16 protein-coding genes are annotated in these 19,550 nt (G+C 51.0%); all 16 read right to left on the bottom strand.

From position 1 onward, the window contains the following. Positions 1 to 173 precede the first annotated feature (173 nt). The 16 genes from rfbC to EE896_RS06755 all read right to left on the bottom strand — a co-directional run bounded on the left by rfbC (position 174) and on the right by EE896_RS06755 (position 19,549). Complete coding sequence (gene rfbC / locus EE896_RS06830; protein ID WP_039659809.1) at positions 174 to 707, bottom strand: dTDP-4-dehydrorhamnose 3,5-epimerase; 534 nt, start codon at positions 705 to 707, stop codon at positions 174 to 176. Continuing rightward, positions 707 to 1,588, bottom strand: a complete 882-nt coding sequence (gene rfbA, locus EE896_RS06825) for a glucose-1-phosphate thymidylyltransferase RfbA (RefSeq protein WP_110411257.1) — start codon at positions 1,586 to 1,588, stop codon at positions 707 to 709. The genes rfbC and rfbA overlap by 1 nt, the downstream gene beginning before the upstream one ends. Before the next feature lie 44 nt (positions 1,589 to 1,632). After that, entirely contained in the window at positions 1,633 to 2,520 is an 888-nt protein-coding gene (gene rfbD / locus EE896_RS06820) for a dTDP-4-dehydrorhamnose reductase (protein WP_140916238.1), read from the bottom strand. After that, a complete protein-coding gene (gene rfbB, locus EE896_RS06815) occupies positions 2,520 to 3,599 on the bottom strand; it encodes a dTDP-glucose 4,6-dehydratase (protein WP_004571295.1) in 1,080 nt (359 codons plus the stop codon). Before rfbB ends, rfbD begins: the two co-directional genes overlap by 1 nt. Positions 3,600 to 4,034: 435 nt before the next feature. After that, positions 4,035 to 5,048, bottom strand: coding sequence for a UDP-glucose 4-epimerase GalE (gene galE / locus EE896_RS06810; RefSeq protein ID WP_140916239.1), 1,014 nt, complete (start codon positions 5,046 to 5,048; stop codon positions 4,035 to 4,037). 42 nt (positions 5,049 to 5,090) lie between these two features. Next, positions 5,091 to 5,993 carry a UTP--glucose-1-phosphate uridylyltransferase GalF gene (gene galF, locus EE896_RS06805; RefSeq protein WP_004571293.1) on the bottom strand — a complete coding sequence of 301 codons (903 nt, stop codon included), beginning with the start codon at positions 5,991 to 5,993 and terminating at the stop codon, positions 5,091 to 5,093. Between the two features lie 278 nt (positions 5,994 to 6,271). Continuing rightward, positions 6,272 to 7,612 carry a lipopolysaccharide biosynthesis protein gene (locus EE896_RS06800; RefSeq protein WP_004571292.1) on the bottom strand — a complete coding sequence of 447 codons (1,341 nt, stop codon included), beginning with the start codon at positions 7,610 to 7,612 and terminating at the stop codon, positions 6,272 to 6,274. Continuing rightward, complete coding sequence (locus EE896_RS06795) at positions 7,609 to 8,832, bottom strand: glycosyltransferase (RefSeq protein WP_004571291.1); 1,224 nt, start codon at positions 8,830 to 8,832, stop codon at positions 7,609 to 7,611. The genes EE896_RS06800 and EE896_RS06795 overlap by 4 nt, the downstream gene beginning before the upstream one ends. A gap of 4 nt (positions 8,833 to 8,836) precedes the next feature. Next, positions 8,837 to 10,099 carry a colanic acid biosynthesis pyruvyl transferase WcaK gene (wcaK, locus tag EE896_RS06790; protein WP_008926077.1) on the bottom strand — a complete coding sequence of 421 codons (1,263 nt, stop codon included), beginning with the start codon at positions 10,097 to 10,099 and terminating at the stop codon, positions 8,837 to 8,839. Between the two features lie 161 nt (positions 10,100 to 10,260). Further along, positions 10,261 to 12,477 (bottom strand): phage tailspike protein, encoded by a 2,217-nt coding sequence (locus EE896_RS06785; protein WP_004571289.1) that lies wholly within the window; start codon positions 12,475 to 12,477, stop codon positions 10,261 to 10,263. Between the two features lie 82 nt (positions 12,478 to 12,559). Further along, positions 12,560 to 13,594, bottom strand: coding sequence for a glycosyltransferase (locus EE896_RS06780; protein ID WP_004571288.1), 1,035 nt, complete (start codon positions 13,592 to 13,594; stop codon positions 12,560 to 12,562). Positions 13,595 to 13,640: 46 nt separating this feature from the next. After that, positions 13,641 to 14,393: a glycosyltransferase family 2 protein gene (locus EE896_RS06775; protein ID WP_039659802.1), complete on the bottom strand. Its 753-nt coding sequence runs from the start codon at positions 14,391 to 14,393 to the stop codon at positions 13,641 to 13,643. A gap of 70 nt (positions 14,394 to 14,463) precedes the next feature. Then, positions 14,464 to 15,381 carry a glycosyltransferase family 2 protein gene (locus EE896_RS06770; RefSeq protein ID WP_004571286.1) on the bottom strand — a complete coding sequence of 306 codons (918 nt, stop codon included), beginning with the start codon at positions 15,379 to 15,381 and terminating at the stop codon, positions 14,464 to 14,466. A gap of 129 nt (positions 15,382 to 15,510) precedes the next feature. Beyond that, positions 15,511 to 16,647 carry an EpsG family protein gene (locus EE896_RS06765; protein ID WP_004571285.1) on the bottom strand — a complete coding sequence of 379 codons (1,137 nt, stop codon included), beginning with the start codon at positions 16,645 to 16,647 and terminating at the stop codon, positions 15,511 to 15,513. A 277-nt stretch (positions 16,648 to 16,924) separates the two neighbouring features. Continuing rightward, entirely contained in the window at positions 16,925 to 19,102 is a 2,178-nt protein-coding gene (wzc, locus tag EE896_RS06760; RefSeq protein WP_140916240.1) for a tyrosine-protein kinase Wzc, read from the bottom strand. A 12-nt stretch (positions 19,103 to 19,114) separates the two neighbouring features. Continuing rightward, positions 19,115 to 19,549 (bottom strand): arsenate reductase/protein-tyrosine-phosphatase family protein, encoded by a 435-nt coding sequence (locus EE896_RS06755; RefSeq protein WP_008926086.1) that lies wholly within the window; start codon positions 19,547 to 19,549, stop codon positions 19,115 to 19,117. Position 19,550 lies beyond the last annotated feature (1 nt).

Genomic DNA, 19,550 nt, shown 5'->3' with positions numbered 1-19,550 from the left:
TTTTTGAAATCTATTTAGTTACACCCGTTGATATTCATAAAACCTGACGTAAACTTAATTTTTCCTGATTAATATTTATATCTTGCTTAGTAAGATTTAATAAGTTACACGTTTCAAACAATTTAAGGATGGGCTTTTCTTTGGCTCATCCTTATTATCAATTCCTGATGTAATTATTTTAACTCAGAAAGCAGCAATCCGGATTTATCTTTTTCAGATAGAATAGGGTCTGAAACAGGCCAGTCAATCCCTAATTCTGGGTCATTCCATGAAAGACAACCTTCGCTTGACGGATCATAATAATTGGTACATTTATACTCAAAGTCTGCATAATCTGAAATGACCACAAAGCCATGAGCCAAGCCCGGCGGAACCCAGAATTGGGTTTTATTTTCTTCTGAGAGATAGACCCCTACCCATTGTTTAAACGTTGGTGATTCGGGTCTGATGTCGACTGCGACATCAAATACTTCGCCTCTTACAACACGAACCAACTTCCCTTGAGGATTATTGCGCTGGAAGTGTAAACCTCTTAATACATTTTTTGCTGAACGTGAGTGATTATCCTGTACGAATTCACCTTCGATATTGAGCGCGTGTTTATATTTTTCACTCTGGAATGTTTCCAGAAAGAAACCACGTTCGTCACCAAACACTTTAGGCTCAATGATTTTTACGTCAGGAATTTTAGTATCAATAATATTCATTATAAACGTCCTTCAACCAGCGCCATCAGGTATTTGCCATATTCATTTTTAAGATATGGTTTGGCCAGTTCCTGTAATTGCTCTTTATTAATGAAACCCATTCTGAATGCGATTTCTTCCGGACAGGCAACTTTTAGCCCCTGACGTGATTCTATAGTCTGGATAAAATTGTTCGCTTCCATCAGGCTTTGATGTGTGCCGGTATCTAACCAGGCGTGTCCGCGGCCCATAATTGATACAGAAAGCTTCCCCTGCTCCATGTAGATCCGGTTGATATCCGTAATCTCCAGTTCACCGCGGGGTGATGGCGCAAGGTTTTTCGCCATTTCCACAACACTGTTGTCATAGAAATAGAGACCGGTCACTGCATAGTTGCTGCGAGGATGTTCAGGTTTTTCTACCAGAGAAATGGCTTTGCCATCTTTATCAAATTCAACAACGCCATAACGCTCAGGGTCAGTGACGTGATAGGCAAAGACAGTTGCCCCATCATCTTTCTTCGATGCAGCTTCAAGTTGCTTGTAAAGATCGTGACCATAGAAAATATTGTCGCCAAGGATCAGCGCGACTGAGTCGTCACCAATAAACTCTTCACCAATGATAAATGCCTGAGCAAGACCATCAGGGCTAGGCTGAACTTTATACTGAATCGAAATTCCCCACTGTGAGCCATCTCCCAGCAGACTTTCAAAGCGCGGCGTGTCCTGCGGGGTACTGATGATCAGAATGTCATTAATTCCTGCCAGCATCAGCGTACTGAGTGGATAGTAAATCATTGGTTTGTCGTAAACCGGCAGCAATTGCTTGCTGACTGCCATCGTTACCGGATAGAGGCGCGTTCCTGAGCCACCAGCGAGAATAATGCCTTTATTCTTTTTCACAATTTCACCTTAATTGGCCAGGCCGCTATTGCGGCCTGCTTCTATTAAATAAGAGTTTCAAGCAACATACGTTCAACGCCAACTGTCCAGTCGGGCAGGTTCAGACCAAAGGCCTGTTGAAACTTTTCTGTATTGAGTCTTGAGTTTGCCGGTCGTTTAGCCGGTGTAGGGAACGCACTCGTTGGCACAGCTTTAATTGCCTGTACCTGCAGTTCGATGCCTTGCGCTTTTGCAAACTCTATCACTTTAGTGGCATAGGCATGCCAGGTTGTCTCTCCCCCTGCAATCAGGTGATACAGACCAGTAACGGTCCTGTCATTCAGAGCAACTCTGATTGCATGAGCAGTGCAGTCAGCAATCAACTCAGCGCCGGTTGGTGTACCAAACTGGTCATTGATTACTGATAATGAATCGCGATCTTTTGCCAGTTTCAGCATCGTTTTGGCAAAGTTATTACCTTTAGCTGCGTAGACCCAGCTTGTACGGAAAATAAGATAGCGGCTCATGTGGCGGACAATGGCTTGCTCACCTTCCAGCTTACTCTGTCCATAAACATTCAGCGGAGCGGTTGCATCATCTTCGCGCCAGGGTCTATCACCTGAACCGTCAAAAACATAATCCGTTGAGTAGTGAACCAGCCACGCGCCGATTTCCTCGGCTGCCTGTGCCAATGCTTCAATAGACGTTGCATTGACCACGTGCGCTTTATCTTGCTCAGTTTCGGCTTTATCAACAGCAGTGTAAGCAGTGGCATTCACGATCACGTTCGGATTGAGCTTTCGAACTGTCTCGGCGATGCCGGCGGGATTTTCAAAATCACCACAGTAATCAGCTGATTGACGGTCAACAACCGTCAATTTTCCAAGCGGAGCCAGCGCCCGTTGTAACTCCCAACCCACCTGACCGTTTTTACCAAAAAGCAAAATATTCATTAGCTACGCTTCTCGTAATTTTCTTCGATCCAGTTCTGATAAGCACCACTCTTGACATGCTCAACCCACTGCGAATTGTTGAGATACCATTCAACGGTTTTTTTCAGGCCCGTTTCAAAGGTCTCTTCCGGTTTCCAGCCAAGATCTTTTTCGATCTTAGCGGCGTCGATCGCGTAGCGGCGATCGTGACCCGGACGATCCTGAACGTAGGTAATCTGATCGCTGTACGGGGTTGCTTTTGGTCGCAGCTCATCCAGCAGTTCGCAGACTTTCAGCACAACATCGATGTTTTTCTTTTCGTTATGACCACCGATGTTATAGGTAGTGCCGGTCTCTGCATTTTTCACCACGGTATAGAGCGCGCGCGCGTGGTCTTCAACATAGAGCCAGTCACGAATCTGGTCGCCTTTGCCATAGATAGGTAACGGTTTGCCTTCCAGCGCATTACTGATAATCAACGGGATCAGTTTTTCCGGGAAATGGTAAGGACCGTAGTTGTTTGAACAGTTTGTCACAATCACCGGCAACTTGTAGGTTCGGCCCCAGGCGCGTACCAGATGATCGCTGGCTGCCTTCGTTGACGAGTAAGGGCTGCTTGGCGCATAAGGGGTTTCTTCGGTAAACAGCGGTAGTTCACCGTCCATCTCGTCCGGATGAGGTAAGTCACCATAGACTTCATCCGTTGAAATATGGTGAAAACGGAAAGCTGATTTACGCTCTTCAGGCAGAGCGCTCCAGTACTGACGGCTTGCCTCTAGCAGTGCATAGGTGCCAACCACGTTGGTCTGTACGAATTCCGCCGGACCGGTGATTGAACGGTCTACATGGCTTTCTGCGGCAAGGTGCATGATGGCATCTGGCTGAAATTCATTTAACGCTTCAGTGATAGCCTGACCGTCGCAGATATCGATCTGCTTAAAGGTGTAGCGTGGATTGCTGCTAATCTCTTTCAACGATTCAAGATTGCCTGCGTAAGTAAGTTTATCAACGTTTATGACTTCATCGTTCGTATTGTTGATAACATGACGCACAACCGCTGAACCGATAAAACCTGCACCACCAGTGATAAGAATCTTCATAACGTATTTATTCCTGACAAGCTATCTGAGGCATGGGCGCCTGAATAAGAAGCAGACAATCATAGGTGTTTTCAGAGCACGCTACCGCCCCTGGGTTACAGCTCCCACGATGCTGATTATCTTTGACCGAATAAGTATGCTGAAACATGAACTCGCCAGGTGTTCAGCATTCAATTGATTGATATCACTTTATTAATGAAATTAGTTAAGTGGGTTTATCATTCAACCATCGTAAATTCTATCACTCAGGTATAGCTATTACGAATAAAATGCGATTATGCCGAGGGTGTTAGTTCAACTTATGAGCGCTTTGCAGGCACAGATGATGGTTGCTGATGCGCCAGGACGATGCAATCAGAATATTGAGAAAGGTCTTATAAGATAATTCAAACCAAATATAAGAAAGGCGAACCTATGTTCGCCTTCTGTTTTCAACTACTTAAACCCATCCGGGTTCTTACTCTGCCAGTTCCACGTATCGCGCATCATCTCATCGATGCCGCGCGTCACGCGCCAGTCGAGCTCACTGTTTGCCAGTGACGCATCGGCCCAGAATGCAGGCAAATCGCCATCACGGCGTGGCTTAATTTCAAACGGAATCGCTTTACCAGACGCCTTCTCAAACGCCTTGATCATCTCCAGTACAGAGAAGCCTTTGCCGCCGCCCAGGTTAAAGGCCGTGTAGCCCTCAACTTTATTGAGGTGGTCCAGTGCTTTCAGGTGCCCTTCCGCCAGGTCTACCACGTGGATATAGTCACGCAGGCAGGTACCGTCTGGCGTATCGTAATCACCGCCAAACACGCCCAGCTTCTCCAGACGCCCAATCGCAACCTGCGCGATGTATGGCAGCAGGTTGTTCGGGATACCCGTCGGGTCTTCACCAATTTCGCCAGACTCATGCGCGCCAACCGGGTTGAAGTAACGCAGGGCAATGGCCTTGAACTTCGGCTCTGCTTTAGCGAAGTCGCGCATCACGAACTCGGTCATCAGTTTAGAGGTGCCGTAAGGACTGGTGGTACCGCCAATCGGGGTGGTCTCAACGTATGGAACCGGTGCATCTGCGCCGTAAACGGTCGCTGATGAGCTGAAGATGAAGTTCCAGACGCCGGCATTACGCATCTCTTCCAGCAGTACCACGGTGCCCGCAACGTTATTCTCGTAATACTCCAGCGGCATGCGGGTTGATTCACCCACTGCTTTCAGGGCTGCGAAGTGAATCACGGCTGAAATGTTATTTGATGCGAACAGGTCACGCAGACAGGCGCGGTCGCGGATATCACCTTCAACGAAGGTCGCTTTCTTACCCGCCAGTTTCTCAACGCGATTAATCGCTTCGCGTGAGGCATTGCAGAGGTTATCCAGAACCACAACATCATCACCGCGCTGCAACAGCGCCAGTACGGTATGGGAGCCGATATACCCTGCTCCGCCCGTTACTAAAATTGCCATGTGAGCTCCTTTCAATCTGCCGCGCAGAACGCGGCGAATTTATTACTTTTGTTTTGCGAGGATGGTCTGGATAGCTTCGCGGAACTCACGACCCTGCGTGTTACTGCGCAGTCCGTAAGAGACAAACGCCTGCATGTATCCAAGTTTACGACCGCAGTCGAAACTGTGACCGGTCAGCAGCGAAACATCAACGGTTTTGTTTTTGCTCAGGCTGGCAATCGCATCGGTCAGCTGAATACGACCCCATGCGCCTGGCTCAGTGCGCTCCAGTTCCGCCCAGATATCAGCAGAAAGAACATAGCGACCTACCGCTGCCAGGTCAGAGCTCAGTCCTGCAGTATCTTCTGGCTTCTCAACGAAATCGGTGATGGTGCTGATGTCACCTGGGTGTTCAATCGGCTCTGCAGTGGTGATCACTGAGTACTCAGTCAGATCGGACGCTGGCATATGCTGTGCCAGAACCTGGCTGTGGCCGGTCTCTTCGAAACGGGCAACCATTGCAGCCAGGTTATAACGCATGTGGTCCGCGGTAGAATCATCCAGCAGGACGTCTGGCAGCACCACCACGAACGGGTTATCACCGATCATTGGACGGGCACAGAGAATGGAGTGACCCAGGCCCAGTGGCTGTGCCTGACGCACGTTCATGATCGTTACGCCTGGCGGGCAGATAGACTGCACTTCGCTCAGTAGCTGACGCTTAACGCGTGCTTCGAGCAGTGCTTCCAGCTCGTAAGTGGTGTCGAAGTGGTTTTCTACTGCATTTTTAGATGCATGCGTGACCAGCACAATCTCTTTAATACCCGCGGCAACGCACTCGTCAATGATGTACTGGATCATCGGTTTGTCGACGACAGGCAGCATCTCTTTCGGAATGGCTTTAGTCGCAGGGAGCATATGCATACCGAGGCCCGCAACGGGGATTACTGCTTTAAGCTTGGTCATATTTATTCCGTTTAATAAAATGAAGATGTGGGTCGATTATGCAGGATCGGCCGGAAGTCCAAGTATAATCTTTATCTGAAAAGCGGACAGTAACTCTCTGTCATATCTTGGAAATTCGGCATTTTGCCCATTGCCAGATACGGCATAAACTGAATAAAGACAATCAGTAATCGAATATGACGACTGTGATCTGCAGCACTATCCGTTGGATGCCTGAGACCAGCCATAAATGAAAACGGGCGACCCTAAGGTCGCCCGTTGATATATCTGTGCAGTAATCAGAGCCAGCCTTCAAACCACTCTGGCATCACAAACAGATTAAAGTGATTTACCAGCAACATCACACCGACAAATACCACCGACACCGCCACCCACTGACGGGCATAAGGAATAAACCGAATGCCAATCACCGGCTTGATAAAGAACGGATGCGCCAGTGCGGAGATCAGGATCTGCGAGATAGAGAGCGTCAGCGCCACGTAGAGCACGTTAGGCCAGATAAAGGTGGTCGCCAGTACGGCCAGCACCACAATACTCGCCACAATGTTCCAGTAAAACTCTACGTTGGTCCGCCCGTTGGCCTGTGAAATCGCCCCAGTCAGGCCGCCCATCGGTCGCAGCATGCCAAACAGCAGCATTAGCGGGATCAGATGATAAACCTGCTCATGCGACGCACCATAAAGTACACGGACGATGACCGGCGAGAAGATACCAATCACCAGGTACATCGCGCTGCTGAACAACATGATCCCCAGCGTGCCCTTCAGGAACAGCTTTTTCAGCTGCTCGGCATCGTGCTGCTTTTCAGCAAAACGTGGCAGTGCCAGACGGTTGATCACCGGCGTGACCAGCTTCAGCGGTTGCAGTACCAGCTCTTTCGCCAGCGAGTAGACACCCAGCATCTCGGCACCCATCACTTTACCCACCACCAGCGCATCCGCCTGGGTACGCAGCTGATTAATAGTCTGCGAGCCGAGCTGATAGCTGCCGTAGCGAATGGCGCCGATAAAGGTCGCTTTGTCGAACTCCCACGTCGGACGCCATGACTTTTCGCCCAGCGCAATCATGCAAAGGATGCGGGTAAAGGCGTTGATAAACAGACCCAGAATCGCGGCTGCCACCGTGAGCGAGGTGAACTCCAGCATCGCCACGACACAGAGGAAGGCAAACAGCTTGGTGCCCATCTCAATCTTCGCCAGCGAGACCATCCGCTTGGTTTTGATGTAGTGCGCCTGATATTGGGACAGATGCCCCAGCACCAGGAAGTTCAGGCTGGTCAGCATGATCAGCCCGGTCAGCTCTGGCAAATGATAGAACCAGGAAACCGGGAAGGCGATCAGTAACATGATCAGACCGGTGCACAAGCTGAGTGAGACGTTCACCCAGTAGATAGTGCTCTGCTCACGACGAGTAATATTCTGGCGATGCACCAGATAACTGCTCATCCCCATATCCTGCAGCACACCCGCCACCGCCAGGATGGCGTTGATGATGGCTAACAGGCCCAGCTCGTGGGTTTCCAGTTTGCGGGCGAGAAAGCTCAGCTGTGCAACCTGCAACACTGCGGAAAAGCAGGTGCTGCCGAACAGCCAAATCGCCTGTGACTTAAATCCACTCACACCAGTCGCTCCAGAATCTGTGCCAGTTCGCCATAGGCGATATGCTGATTAAATTCAGTCTCAACTTTGTGACGTGCAGCTGCGACGACTGGCGCCACATCCACTTCGCCCTGAGAGAGCTTCAGCAGCGTTTCCGCCAGCGCCTCAGGATCATCCTCTTCCACCAGCCAGCCAGACACGTTGTTCTCAATCAGTTCCGGAATACCACTGTGGAAGGTTGAGACCACCGGCAGGCCCACCGCCATCGCCTCCATCAGTGCAACCGGAATACCTTCCATGTCACCATCTGCGGCGGTTTTAGACGGCAGCAGGAAGATATCGGCTTCGCTCAGCGCACGACGAATCTCCTCCTGCGGTTTGAAGCCCGGCATGCTGACGCAATCCTCCATCCCCTCGCGGGCGATGAAATCACGCATCATCTCATCCTGATCGCCATTGCCGATGATGGTGTACTGAAACTGACCGCCACGCTGCTTCAGGATGGCGCTGGCTTTGACCGCCACATCCAGCCCTTTCTTCTCGGTCAGACGCGCCACCGAAACGATACGCAGCGGCGTCTGGAACGCCTGCCGCGGCTGGAAGTTAAATTTCTCCGGTTCAATGCCCATACGCGTCACGTGAATTTTTTCCGGCGGACAGCCCATCTCGATCAGCTTGTTTTCCCACAGATGGCTGATAGGCAGCATCAGCTCACTCTGGCGGAACAGATTGACGTAATCGAGTTTGTGCTCTTCCAGAATGTGACGACGGGAAATATCGGCGCCATGAAACACGGTCGCCTGTTTACCCTTGAGCACGCCCAGTTCACGCAGCTTGTTCGCCAGCGCACCGGCATAGCCGAAATGCACCAGGAACACATCTGCAGTGAAGGTCTGCTTTGCATTCGCCACAATCGACGGCAGCAGCAGTTTACTGGACTGCGCGCCATAACGGCGCACATTCAGCGAACGCAGCAGCGACGGTTTGGTCACTTTTGGCAGCACCAGTTTGATACGCTGGTTCAGCTTATCGACAATTGAGATTTTCTCTTCCGGCAGCAGATAGTGCGTCTTCGCCGCCAGACCATACTCATCAAACGCGGCATGCCGGTTCACTAAATCGCCGGGAAAGACTGAAATGATCTCCACCTCGTAACCGGCATCAATAAAATGGGTTACCTGATTTAGTACGAATGTCTCAGAGGCAACCGGGAAACGCATGGTGAAAAAAGTCAGTTTCATCACATTACCCTAATACTTTGAGAATCTCTTCAGTGATCCGGTTGCCAATTTCCCTTTCATTCGCAACGGCCGTGTTGACCTTCAGCTTGATGTTGTCGTAATCGGCAAGGACCGTTTTTACCTTATCGATCAGCGAGCCATCCATCAGGCTTTTTACGTCGGTTGCCATCTGCGGCAGACCAAGCTGGTTCATCACACCCATCGACTTGTGCTCGTAGTTGATTGCCACAGCCGGGGTGCCAAAGTTCATGGAGATAATCGCCGAGTGCAGGCGGGTACCAATGGTCAGATGACAATGACTCAGCAGGATGCCCAGCTCCAGGTCATTAAACTCATCCATGATGACATGGTAATGTTCAGGCTGCGTCACGTGGTCACGCAGTGTCAGTGCGACCATGCGATCATCTTTGGCATAGCTGTCGATGCCGGTACAGGTTGAGAACGCCACAACCTGATAGCCTTCCGCAATCATGGCGTTGATGACCCGGCCAAATGCTGCTTCATACTCTTTCTGTGTGACACCCAGACGTTTATCAAACGGCGCCAGTTCACGCACGGTGATCGCGATGGTTTTACGACCATCGATAATGCCCTGCCAGTAGAGCAGGTTATGGCTTGGGTTTTCGACTTCACGCGCACGTACCAGGAAAGCGGTATCCACACCAGACGCCACTTTAGAGCTGGTCACACCATCGCGCTTCATCAGATCAAGGCTGACCGATTCGCGCAGCACCAGGCTGTCGACCCGATCAAAGACAAAATTCGCCAGCGCATTAACGCGCGGGTTCTGGAAAGGCCCCACCGAGTGACCAATCAGGTAGATCGGCTTTTTGGCCATCAGTGCACAGAGCGCATGGTCGAACTGGGTTACGCCATAGAGGTCAACGAAGAACGATCCGCCCACCTGAATAATCGCATCATATTTTTCCAGACTTTCCGTAAACGCTTTCAGGTGCGGTGGTACTGAGAAGGACTTAAAGATACCGCCCTTGCCCAGATGCGCCATCATGATATCGGGCATCAGGCGGTTCGCGACTTTACGTTTAAACGAACCGACCAGACCTTTACCAGACTTGCTGTTGTGCAGATACAGCGCATCCTGCTGTATATCCTGCTGGAGCAGATAACCGGAGCTGGTTGGATAACGGCTTATAACGTCAATCTCTAAATCACTCCGTGCAGACCGCATTGAATCAATCAGTCCACGAAGAATCGCGCCATCCCCGCGGTTCCCACACGTGTGGTTACCCACCAATAAAATTTTCATAAAAACTCCGAATGAATTTTTTTTAATTCTGAAAGCCGCCCAGATCCGCAATGGGCAAAATGAACTCTGTTTAAAAGTAATGCTTTACGGGATAACGCACCCAAAGGTAGTGCTCCTGTTGAAACCGGCCGCCTCCATTCTGGCGGCCGTTATAGACGCTGTTACGACTTAATCGCGAAGTAAGGCAGTGCAACCTGTTTCCCGTTGATTACCACGGAAACAAACCCTTCTGGCTTACTGGTATCAACCTGATCGGCAGCGATCGGACGGGAAGCCATTAACAGATCGCCCTGCTCGTTGGCACCGATACCCGCTTTGCCGTTGTGCAGGCTGAAGCGCTGTGGCGCGCGTTTCGTCGCGTCACCTGACGGTGGATTGCCCTTCTCCATTACCGCATTGACCCGCGCACAGCGCCCGGTCACAAAGCGATCTTTACCGGTGGTTTTCACCAGCACGGCAGCCGACGGCGTCCAGCCCGCCAGTTTGACGTAGAGATGCACATCGGTGTCATGCTCAGCCACATAGCGCACATCCACAATCGGGCAGCTGCCTTCGGCTGACCAGCTCGCTTCCGAGCGGTCTTTCTTACGCTGCACGTGGATTACCGCGCGGCCGCCGGTGGTCTTGTCGCCGATCAGGTTCATCAGCGGCTTATCACCACTGCCGTTACTGAATTGCGACTGACCGAAAATCTCGATCTCCCATGAATCCCCCACCGTCGGTGAGTAGAGGCTGCCGAGATCAAACCAGGTTTCCTGATTCGTGTTGTTCTCTAAGCGCCAGCGCGAGGTGATGTAGTTGTACTTCAGGCTGCCATCCAGTGCGACGCCATAGGACTCAACGCGGGTAGAGCCCATTTCCCAGATGCTAAGCAGACGATCGCCCTGCATGGAGTTATCAATCCAGCTGCCCGACTGGAGACTGGTCTGACGCATATTCAGGCGAGTGTTATGGGCGATAAGCGGATTCTTACAATCCTCAATGCTCAGCGCATCAACGATCCACTGGCCGTTGGAGAGATCGCCTGGGTTATCGCAGTGCTCAATCCAGCCGTTATGGATAATTGACTGACCGCAGCGCGGCAGGTTAAGGACTTTACCGCCACGACAGTGCTGCGCATTGAAGTTTGACAGCTCAATTGCGGTGCTGTGGTCCCATTTGCCCTGCTTCTGCCCTGACCAGCCCGATTTAATTACGTCGCCGCTGCAACGAGAGGCGTACCACTGGTCAATTTTACAATCGAGGGTATCCTGCAGGCTGATGGCCGTGCCGCCAACGGCGTTAAAGCGCAGGCAGGCACCCCGGAAATATTGTCCGCCAGGACAGTTGTTATGGAAAAAGCCCTGCTGATTTGCACTCTTATCGCTGTTGCCATTAAAAATCAGGTTGGAAAGTTCAACGCGACGGGCGTTCATCTCAAAGACGAACGCTGACTTACCATCCGAGACAATTGTGGTCGCTGGAAAATAGCCGAAGTTCACCATCGCACCGGACATGCGGAAGAAGTTGAGATACTTATCGCCAAGGTTACAGGCTGAGACCATAAAGGTACCGGCCGGGAACTGGACGCAGATCTGCTGGTTAGCCTGCTGCGACCACTGGAACATCGCCATAATGGCGGGTGCCGTATCGGTTTTGCCATCGGCAATCGCACCGAAATCAAACAGCGTCAGGCGGTTAAAATCGTCTACCACACGACGCCAGGAGAACCCCTCACCGGCAAAATTCACACCGCCATCATTCTGGGCAGGCTGGAAGCTCCCGACAAACTCGCCGCCGCCAACTTCCCGTCCTTCATGCCAGCTTTTCAGCTTAACCTTGGCCCCTTCAAACAGTGGACGGGTTTTACGTAACTCCGCCACAGACGCAATCTCACCAATCAGCTGATAACCCGCTGGCTGCGCCAGACGCTGACTGAAATCTGCAGCGCCCGGACGACTGACATCCGCAATGTTGAACAGCGTCTGACCGTTGCTGTCTTCCACCGTCATCGAATGCGAAGGATCGGCAATCAATGCGGCATTGTCCTGAATAAACTGGGTAAAATTGCCTTTATTCAGCGCGATGGGCTGCGCAATCTCAGACACCTTACCGCTGGCGTCACGCAGGAAGACCGGAATCTGGTTGCCAGGCTTACTGGCATCCGCACCCGCTTTACCGATCCAGAGTTTTCCTTCAAAGCTCTGCCAGAATTGCGGTGGCATCGCGTAGACATTTTCTGGCGTCAGGATCGGCACGTCGCCTTTCGGGATATTAGTGGCATCAACCGGCTTCAGGGCAATACCGTTACTTTTTGCAGCGTAGCTGGAAAAGGTGCTCACGGAGAGAGCCCCCACCAGAGCGGAGGCGGCGGTCTGTAAAACTTCTCTTCTTTTCATGCATCAATTCCCGTAGTCAATAAGGCCATTGGCCATGGCGGTGTCCCTGAGGCACGTCGCAAGTGAGCGTTTCCAGCTCCGGTTAAACCAATGACAGCCAGCTTTGCTTAATCTGGTTACCGTCGAATTTCAGCGCGGTTTGTTTGGTTTTTTCGCTCATGGCATAGAACAGCGCGTCATCGGTGGCGAGCTGCTCCATTCGTGCCAGAAACGTGGCTTTATCATTCATCGGAACCAGGAAACCGTCTTCACCGTGATTGATGATCTCCTGCGGTCCGGTCGGACAGTCATACGCTACAACGGGCAGTGACCAGGATTTTGCTTCCAGCAGCACCAGTGGTAATCCTTCATAACGCGAGGTCATCAGCGCCATATCGCTGTCACGGTAGTAGTCATTGATATTGCTGACCTTACCGACAAACTTCACGCTGTCAGTGATGCCCAGTACGGCGGCCTGATCGTGCAGCTGCTGACGCAGTTCACCATCACCGGCAATCACCAGCGTCCAGTCCGGATGGCTGCGTGCGAAGTCGCGCCAGATATCCAGCATCAGATCAAACCCCTTCTGGTTATCCAGACGGCCCACCGCCAGCGCCTGACGATGACGAGTCTGACGCTGAAAACCTTTGTAGACGACGGGGTTAGGAATTTGCTTGCTGGGAATGTGCCAGCGGCTGAACACCTGATGATCTTTGTCGGTCAGAACAATCACGCGGTCGTAGTAGCGCAGCAGCAGAAACTTGAGGAACTTGATCGGCTTGCTGAAGGAGTTAATGGCAATGTGCTCGCAGGCGTAGGCTTTGCCCCGTTTCTTCTTCATTGCCAGCAGATTCCAGAAGGCAAACATGACGCTCAGACGCCCCATGCTGATCAGGAAGACGGTATCGAAACCCTCTTCGTGGATCCGGGCTACCGCGCTTTTAATGGGGTTGCTCTGCCCTTCGAAGCTGACAATCTGTCTGACATGTTCAAACGGATAAAAAGTCTTACCACTGCCTTCCAGCGAGTAGATGGTGACGTCATGTGTTTCGCCAAGACACTCTGACATGAAGTTACAGATGTTCTCGGTGCCCGCATACGAATAAGCATCTTTGATCACCAGGACAATTTTTTTCATGAAACGCTATCCACCTCAAATAATAAAGACAATCCTGCCGACAGGCTCAACGATGCTTAAGGGTAAACAGCACACCATTCACCATATACCAGGCGTAATAGTAATAGATTTTTAACGGATTGTTTTTATAGATAATTCTTAATAATTCAAGGTGCCACTGGGCTGCTTTGTTCTTATTGCGAGAAAGGGAATCGCCTAATTCGTAATAGTTGACAAGAATCGTCTGAATTACCCGTGCCTGCTTATAGCGGGTGAATAATTCATACAAAAACAGGAAATCTTCATGACCTTTGCGCTGGAAGAAAAGTCCCTGTGGCGGACGACGGAAACAGACAGAGGAGAAGCAGACGCGATACTGCTTTTTCACAAAGTTGTCCTGCTGCAGGTAAGGCTTTCCGTAGGTAATGTCGTGCTCAGCCTTGCGGGTTTTATAGTGATATTCGGTAATCACAAAATCATCACCGGCGGCGATAGCAGCTACCTGCTGGGTCAGCTTATCCGCATGCCACTCATCATCGCTGTCAAGAAAGGCAATAATCTCTTCAGTGGCCGCGCGCAGTCCGACGTTGCGGGTCTCTGCTGCGCCCATGTTGACCGCGTTATCCAGAATGGTAATGCGCGGATCCTGACAATGCTCCCGCACAAATGCCAGCGAGTCATCAGTGGATTTATCGTTGACCAGATAGAGGTGCCAGTCGGTATAGTGCTGATTGATAACCGATTGCACAGCGCGTAACACGGTCTGACGGGCATTGTACATAGGCATAACAATGCCAACGGTTCCAACAGAAGTATTCATCTTCAACCCTGAATGTAAACGAAAAGAGAGGTGCTCCTGGTATCAGGAGCAGAGCGAGGCGCAGTGCGCGTCAGGAGATCGCTTTCTCACCGCCAAAACGTGCTTTGACCTTGTCTTTAACCCGGTTCATAAAATAAGCACGGTTGTCTTTATTGGTGAGGAAGAAGTAGCGAGCAAAGCTCAGGCTCGCCATCAGCGACTTACCGTCCATCTTGTAGCGCAGCGGCAGCTTAAAAGCTTTGTAGGTGTGGATATCACGCGGGGTAAGATGCGGCTTCATGCTATCAAGCCAGAACATCGAATAGTTCACCGATTCGCCTTTATGTTTTGAGCCAAATTTTGTGACCAGGTGGTAGTTCGCCAGCGGTGCGGCGATCATCACAAAGTCATAGCCCATGCGGTCGGCACGAATGCAGAAATCATAATCCTGATGACGGATGTAGCGGGTATCGAACTGAATTTTCGCCGCATCTTCCCGTTTCAGCACAATCGTGCTGGTCTGGATAAAGCCATAACAGCCGAACAGATACTCAGCGACGGTTTCATTTTTGCCTGGTGGTTGCATTGGCATCACTTTCAGGAATGTGCCGTCCTGATAGATATTTACCTGGCTGAAAATAACGACATTCTTTTTGCCCTGTGCGTCCAGTTGAGCAATTTTTTCAGTTACCTGCTGCAGTTTGTCCGCCGCCCACTCATCATCGGCGTCAAGAAAACTGACATAATCACCGGTCGCCAGCTCAATGCCTTTGTTACGTGCACCGGCCCCGTTGAGTTTGACCTCAGAAAGCACCAGATTGATGTCGAGATCCTGATAGCGTTCGCTGCGAACGACCTCCGCCAGCGCGGCGGCATCTGCAGACTTATCATCCACGATGATGACTTCGAAATTACGATACGTTTGTGCTTTAACGCAATCCAGCGTCGTGACAATCGATTCTGACGCGTTATAAGCCGGAATTACGATGGAGAAACGAATGTCCTTCATTGCCAGCACCTCATTAAAAAGTTCAAAAAAATAAACAGTTCAGTCGACAACGGTCGATTAAAAATCTGAATTCTCACACGCGAGCGCCCCCGCGTGACACTTATCACGAAGGGGCGCCCGTCGGGTCAATCAGTGGACCAGCCAAAACTCCCGCGCCACTTCATAGCCAGTAACGGCCTGCTTGGTTGAAATGGTGTTGTAGTAGAGGTAATAGAGCAGGAAGAACACCAGCATGGCGTACAGCGCTGGCTTCCACGATCGCCTGGCCTGATAAATCAGTGAGGTCAGGATGATCGGCTCGACCTGTTGCAAATAGTTGGACAGGCGCGAACCTGAAGGGAAGTTGTACAGGAAGATCCTGACAGCACCGCCAATAGCGAAACTCATGATCAGCAGATAGTTAAGGCGATACTGAGCATAATTTTCGCGCTTCAACTGGTCAGTAAGCATGAAATAGAAGAAGACAAACACCAGCATGATGTTTTTCAGGTTCGATACGGCCAGGATGCTGCCACCCATTGCGTAGGACGGGTCATTGTTATAGCCCGATGCCCTTTCCCCCAGCGATCCAAGATGACCCGCAATCAGGGCAACAAAGCTGGATCCGCCCACTACGGACAGCGGCAGACTGGCAACGATAATGACCACAGGCCACCAGCGCCAGTCGCGAATAAACAGGAACGGCACAAGTGTTACCACCATTACGGCAGTGTTATGGCTTGTAAACGACAGAATAAAGAAGGCAAAAGCCCACCAGTAACGCTTGAGATAGATTGACCACAGGACACCAAGGAACAGCGCAGAACTCAGGCCAAAGCGAATCTGGTTTATATCTTTGTTAATAAAGATGTGCGCTGAATAGAGCACCAGCGCCAGCACCGGATACGGTGACATCTTTCTGAAAAAGTAAGCATTGATGGATACGGCAAGGGCGCAGAAAACAAACAGAAAGATGCTGGCATTATGCGAAAACAGACTGGTGATCCAGGCCGTGGCAAAAATCAGCGGTTCGTAACGGAAAAAAGCAACGGTTTTAAAGAAGCCGTTAATCTCTATACGTCGAACAAAGTCTTCAAAGAAGCTCCGGTACTGGAAGTCATCCATGCCGGTGCCAAGGCCGCGTATTCCCCCAAAAACAATCAATAGAATGGCAGCAAAACAGAGCAGCCAGGTCAGAATATGATTTGTGCGTTCGTCTTTTTTCAGGGCTAATTCAAACAGCGAAATCAGCAGTAAAAATCCTGATACATACCAATATGGAGCCATGGTGTGATTCCTTAATTCCACAAGTTCTCATGCCAGCAATAATCACGCTTCGCCTTCCCGACGGGCTTTTCAGTAAACCTGACAGTACGGTCACACATTGCGTGCAGGCAATGCCATGCTGGTGATGAATTCTGTTGATTGACGCTCGCCATGCGATTTATAGAGGTATCGCTTTTGTGGGTTTGGACAGAATAACCTGTGTAAATTGATGCGTGTCGTCATTCAAAAGGACGATAAAAAGGGGCGGTCAGACCGCCCCCTGGTTATTACTCAATGATCAGCTTTTGCTGGGCTTGCTGTAGTCATAGGCGTAGTAGTCATAACCATGTCCGTAAGCATTGGCGGCTTTACGCACCACGGCATTGAGGATCACACCTTTAATCTCAATACCGTTCTGGGCAAAGCGTTTGAAGCTGACGTCCACTTCTTTGGTGGTATTGGCTTCGAAACGCGCCACCATCAGTGAAGTACCGGCCATTTTACCGATAATTGACGCATCGGTGACGGCCAGGATTGGCGGCGTATCGATTAACACCAGGTCGTAGTTCTTGCTCGCCCAATCCAGCAGCTCACCCATACGACGATGCATCAGCAGCTCAGACGGGTTCGGTGGAACCTGACCACGTGGCAGGAAGTCGAAACCGTAGACGCCCTGCTGAATCAGCGCCGGGCTGAATTCCGTTTTACCGGAGAGCACGTTTGACAGGCCTGATTTGTTATCCGCGCCCAGCAGCTCGTGGGTGTAACCACGACGCATGTCGCCATCGATAAACAGAACACGCTGACCCGCTTTCGCGACCAGTGTCGCCAGGTTGGCACAGATAAAGGTTTTACCAATACCCGGGCTGGCGCCGGTGATCATCAGGATGTTGTTTTTCGCTTCCATCATGGCGAAGTGCAGGCTGGTGCGCAGGCTACGAATCGCTTCGATGGAGAGGTCAGTCGGATTACCCAGCGCCAGCAGTGTTTCGTGCGGGTCGGTTTTCACCTTGCTGCCACGACGCGCCAGCGCTTCGGTATCTTTCTTACGCTGCCACTCAGAGAGTGGAACGCTGGCGTAGACATTCATGCCCAGCTCTTCCAGCTGTTCAGGGTTCTCGATACCGTGATGCAGCAGGGCTTTCAGCAGAACCAGACCCACTGACACAAACAGGCCCAGAATCAGGCTTGCAGCGATAATCAGCAGCTTCTTCGGTGCAACCGGTGAATTAGCCGTCTGCGCATTGTCGATGATGCGGACATCACCCACGGTGCTGGCTTTGCTGATGCTCAGCTCCTGCTGACGGTTCAGCAACTGCATGTAGATCTCCTGACCTGACTGAACGTCACGGGTCAGACGCAGGATTTCCTGCTGAGTCTGTGGCATGCCAGAAATTTTCTTGTTCAGCTGAGCCTGTTCACCTTCCAGCGTTTTGCGTTTTTCAAGCAGCGCGCGATACGTTGGGTGATCTTTGGTAAACAGCTGAGACACTTCAGCTTCACGGAAGGTCAGTTCGTTCAACTGGCTCTGCACGCTGACAGAAGAGTCCAGGGCGGATTTCGCTTCCAGTGACAGGTCAACCGATTCGTTCTGACGACGGAACGTATTCAGTTTGTTTTCTGCTTCATCCAGCTTGGCGCGAACGGCAGGCAACTGAGTGCGTAAGAAATCCAGGCTTTTCTCTGCCTGCTCTGACTTGCGCTCAACGTTCTGTAACAGATAGTTGTTCACAATCTGGTTCAGGACTTTGCTGATCTGCTCGGGATCTTCACCCAGATACTCCAGACCCAGTACGCCGGTATCTTTACCTTTGTCTGCAACGGTCAGGTTAGCCAGTACGGAACGGATCGCCTGCAGGTCATTCAGCTTAGTCACGGTGAAGCTGGTGCCTTCATCGGCATGAATCTCGCTCACCAGCATGCTGATGTCGCCGTGCGACTCCAGCTGGCCGACTTTACCTTTAAACAACTCATCGCCATCTTTAGAGACGGTGTAGCTATCCGGACCGGTAACTTCCAGCTCGACATTACGTTTTTCGACAGTGCGTGGGATTTCCAGACGCGAAATCGCGATATCAGCAGGTTTGTTGCCCATCAGGCGCGACAGGCCCTTGCCGATAACCGGGAAGTAGTTCTGCTCAACCACAGTATCCAGACCCAGATCGTCAACGGTTTTGCCGATGACCATACGGGATTCCAGAATCTCGATCTCCGTATCGGAGGCTGGCGTTTGTGGCAGAATGCTGTCAATTTCGTTCAGGACGGTACTGGCATTCTTCTGCTCAACCTGAACTAACGCATCTGCGCTGTAAATCGGTGTTGCAAACAGTGTGTAGAGTGTTCCCGCCAGCATGAAAAATGCGGTAACGGCAACAATGATCCAGCGATTATCAATTAGCTGTCCCACAAGATGCGCCAGATCCCATCCATTCGAATCCTCTCCCGGCGCAGTTCTGACCTTATTTTTTATATTCATGGATAATCCCAACTATCGGCTTAATACGTTGACCCATTTCTGGGTAGCGTTTTCCAGTAACCCGTAAATCTCTTCAAAGGCCTCACGGCTTTTTCTGTACGGATCCGCAATTTCTTTCTGATTGAGCCAGTGCCCAAGCAACATGGTTTTGCCACGTGCAGCCGGGTCGATGCGATTGACCTGTTCAATATGTCGCTTTTCCATGACCAGAATCAGATCAGCCTGGCGGCACATTTCGGCCGTCAGTTGCTGTGCCTGATGTCCTTCCAGCGACAGGCCCTGCGCTGCCGCGACCTCGGATGCCATTCTGTCGGCCGCATGGCCTACCAGCGCTCCCAGGCCAGCAGAGCGAACATCCAAATCGGGCAATGCACGTTTAAACAGGCGCTCTCCGGTAGGAGAGCGGCAGATGTTGCCAATGCAAACGACTAACACGGACGTAATCATG

The organism is Pantoea eucalypti (assembly GCF_009646115.1).
GTDB lineage: Bacteria > Pseudomonadota > Gammaproteobacteria > Enterobacterales > Enterobacteriaceae > Pantoea > Pantoea eucalypti.
The sequence above is the reverse complement of the archived record's forward strand: the minus strand, read 5'-3'. Positions and strand labels throughout refer to the sequence as shown.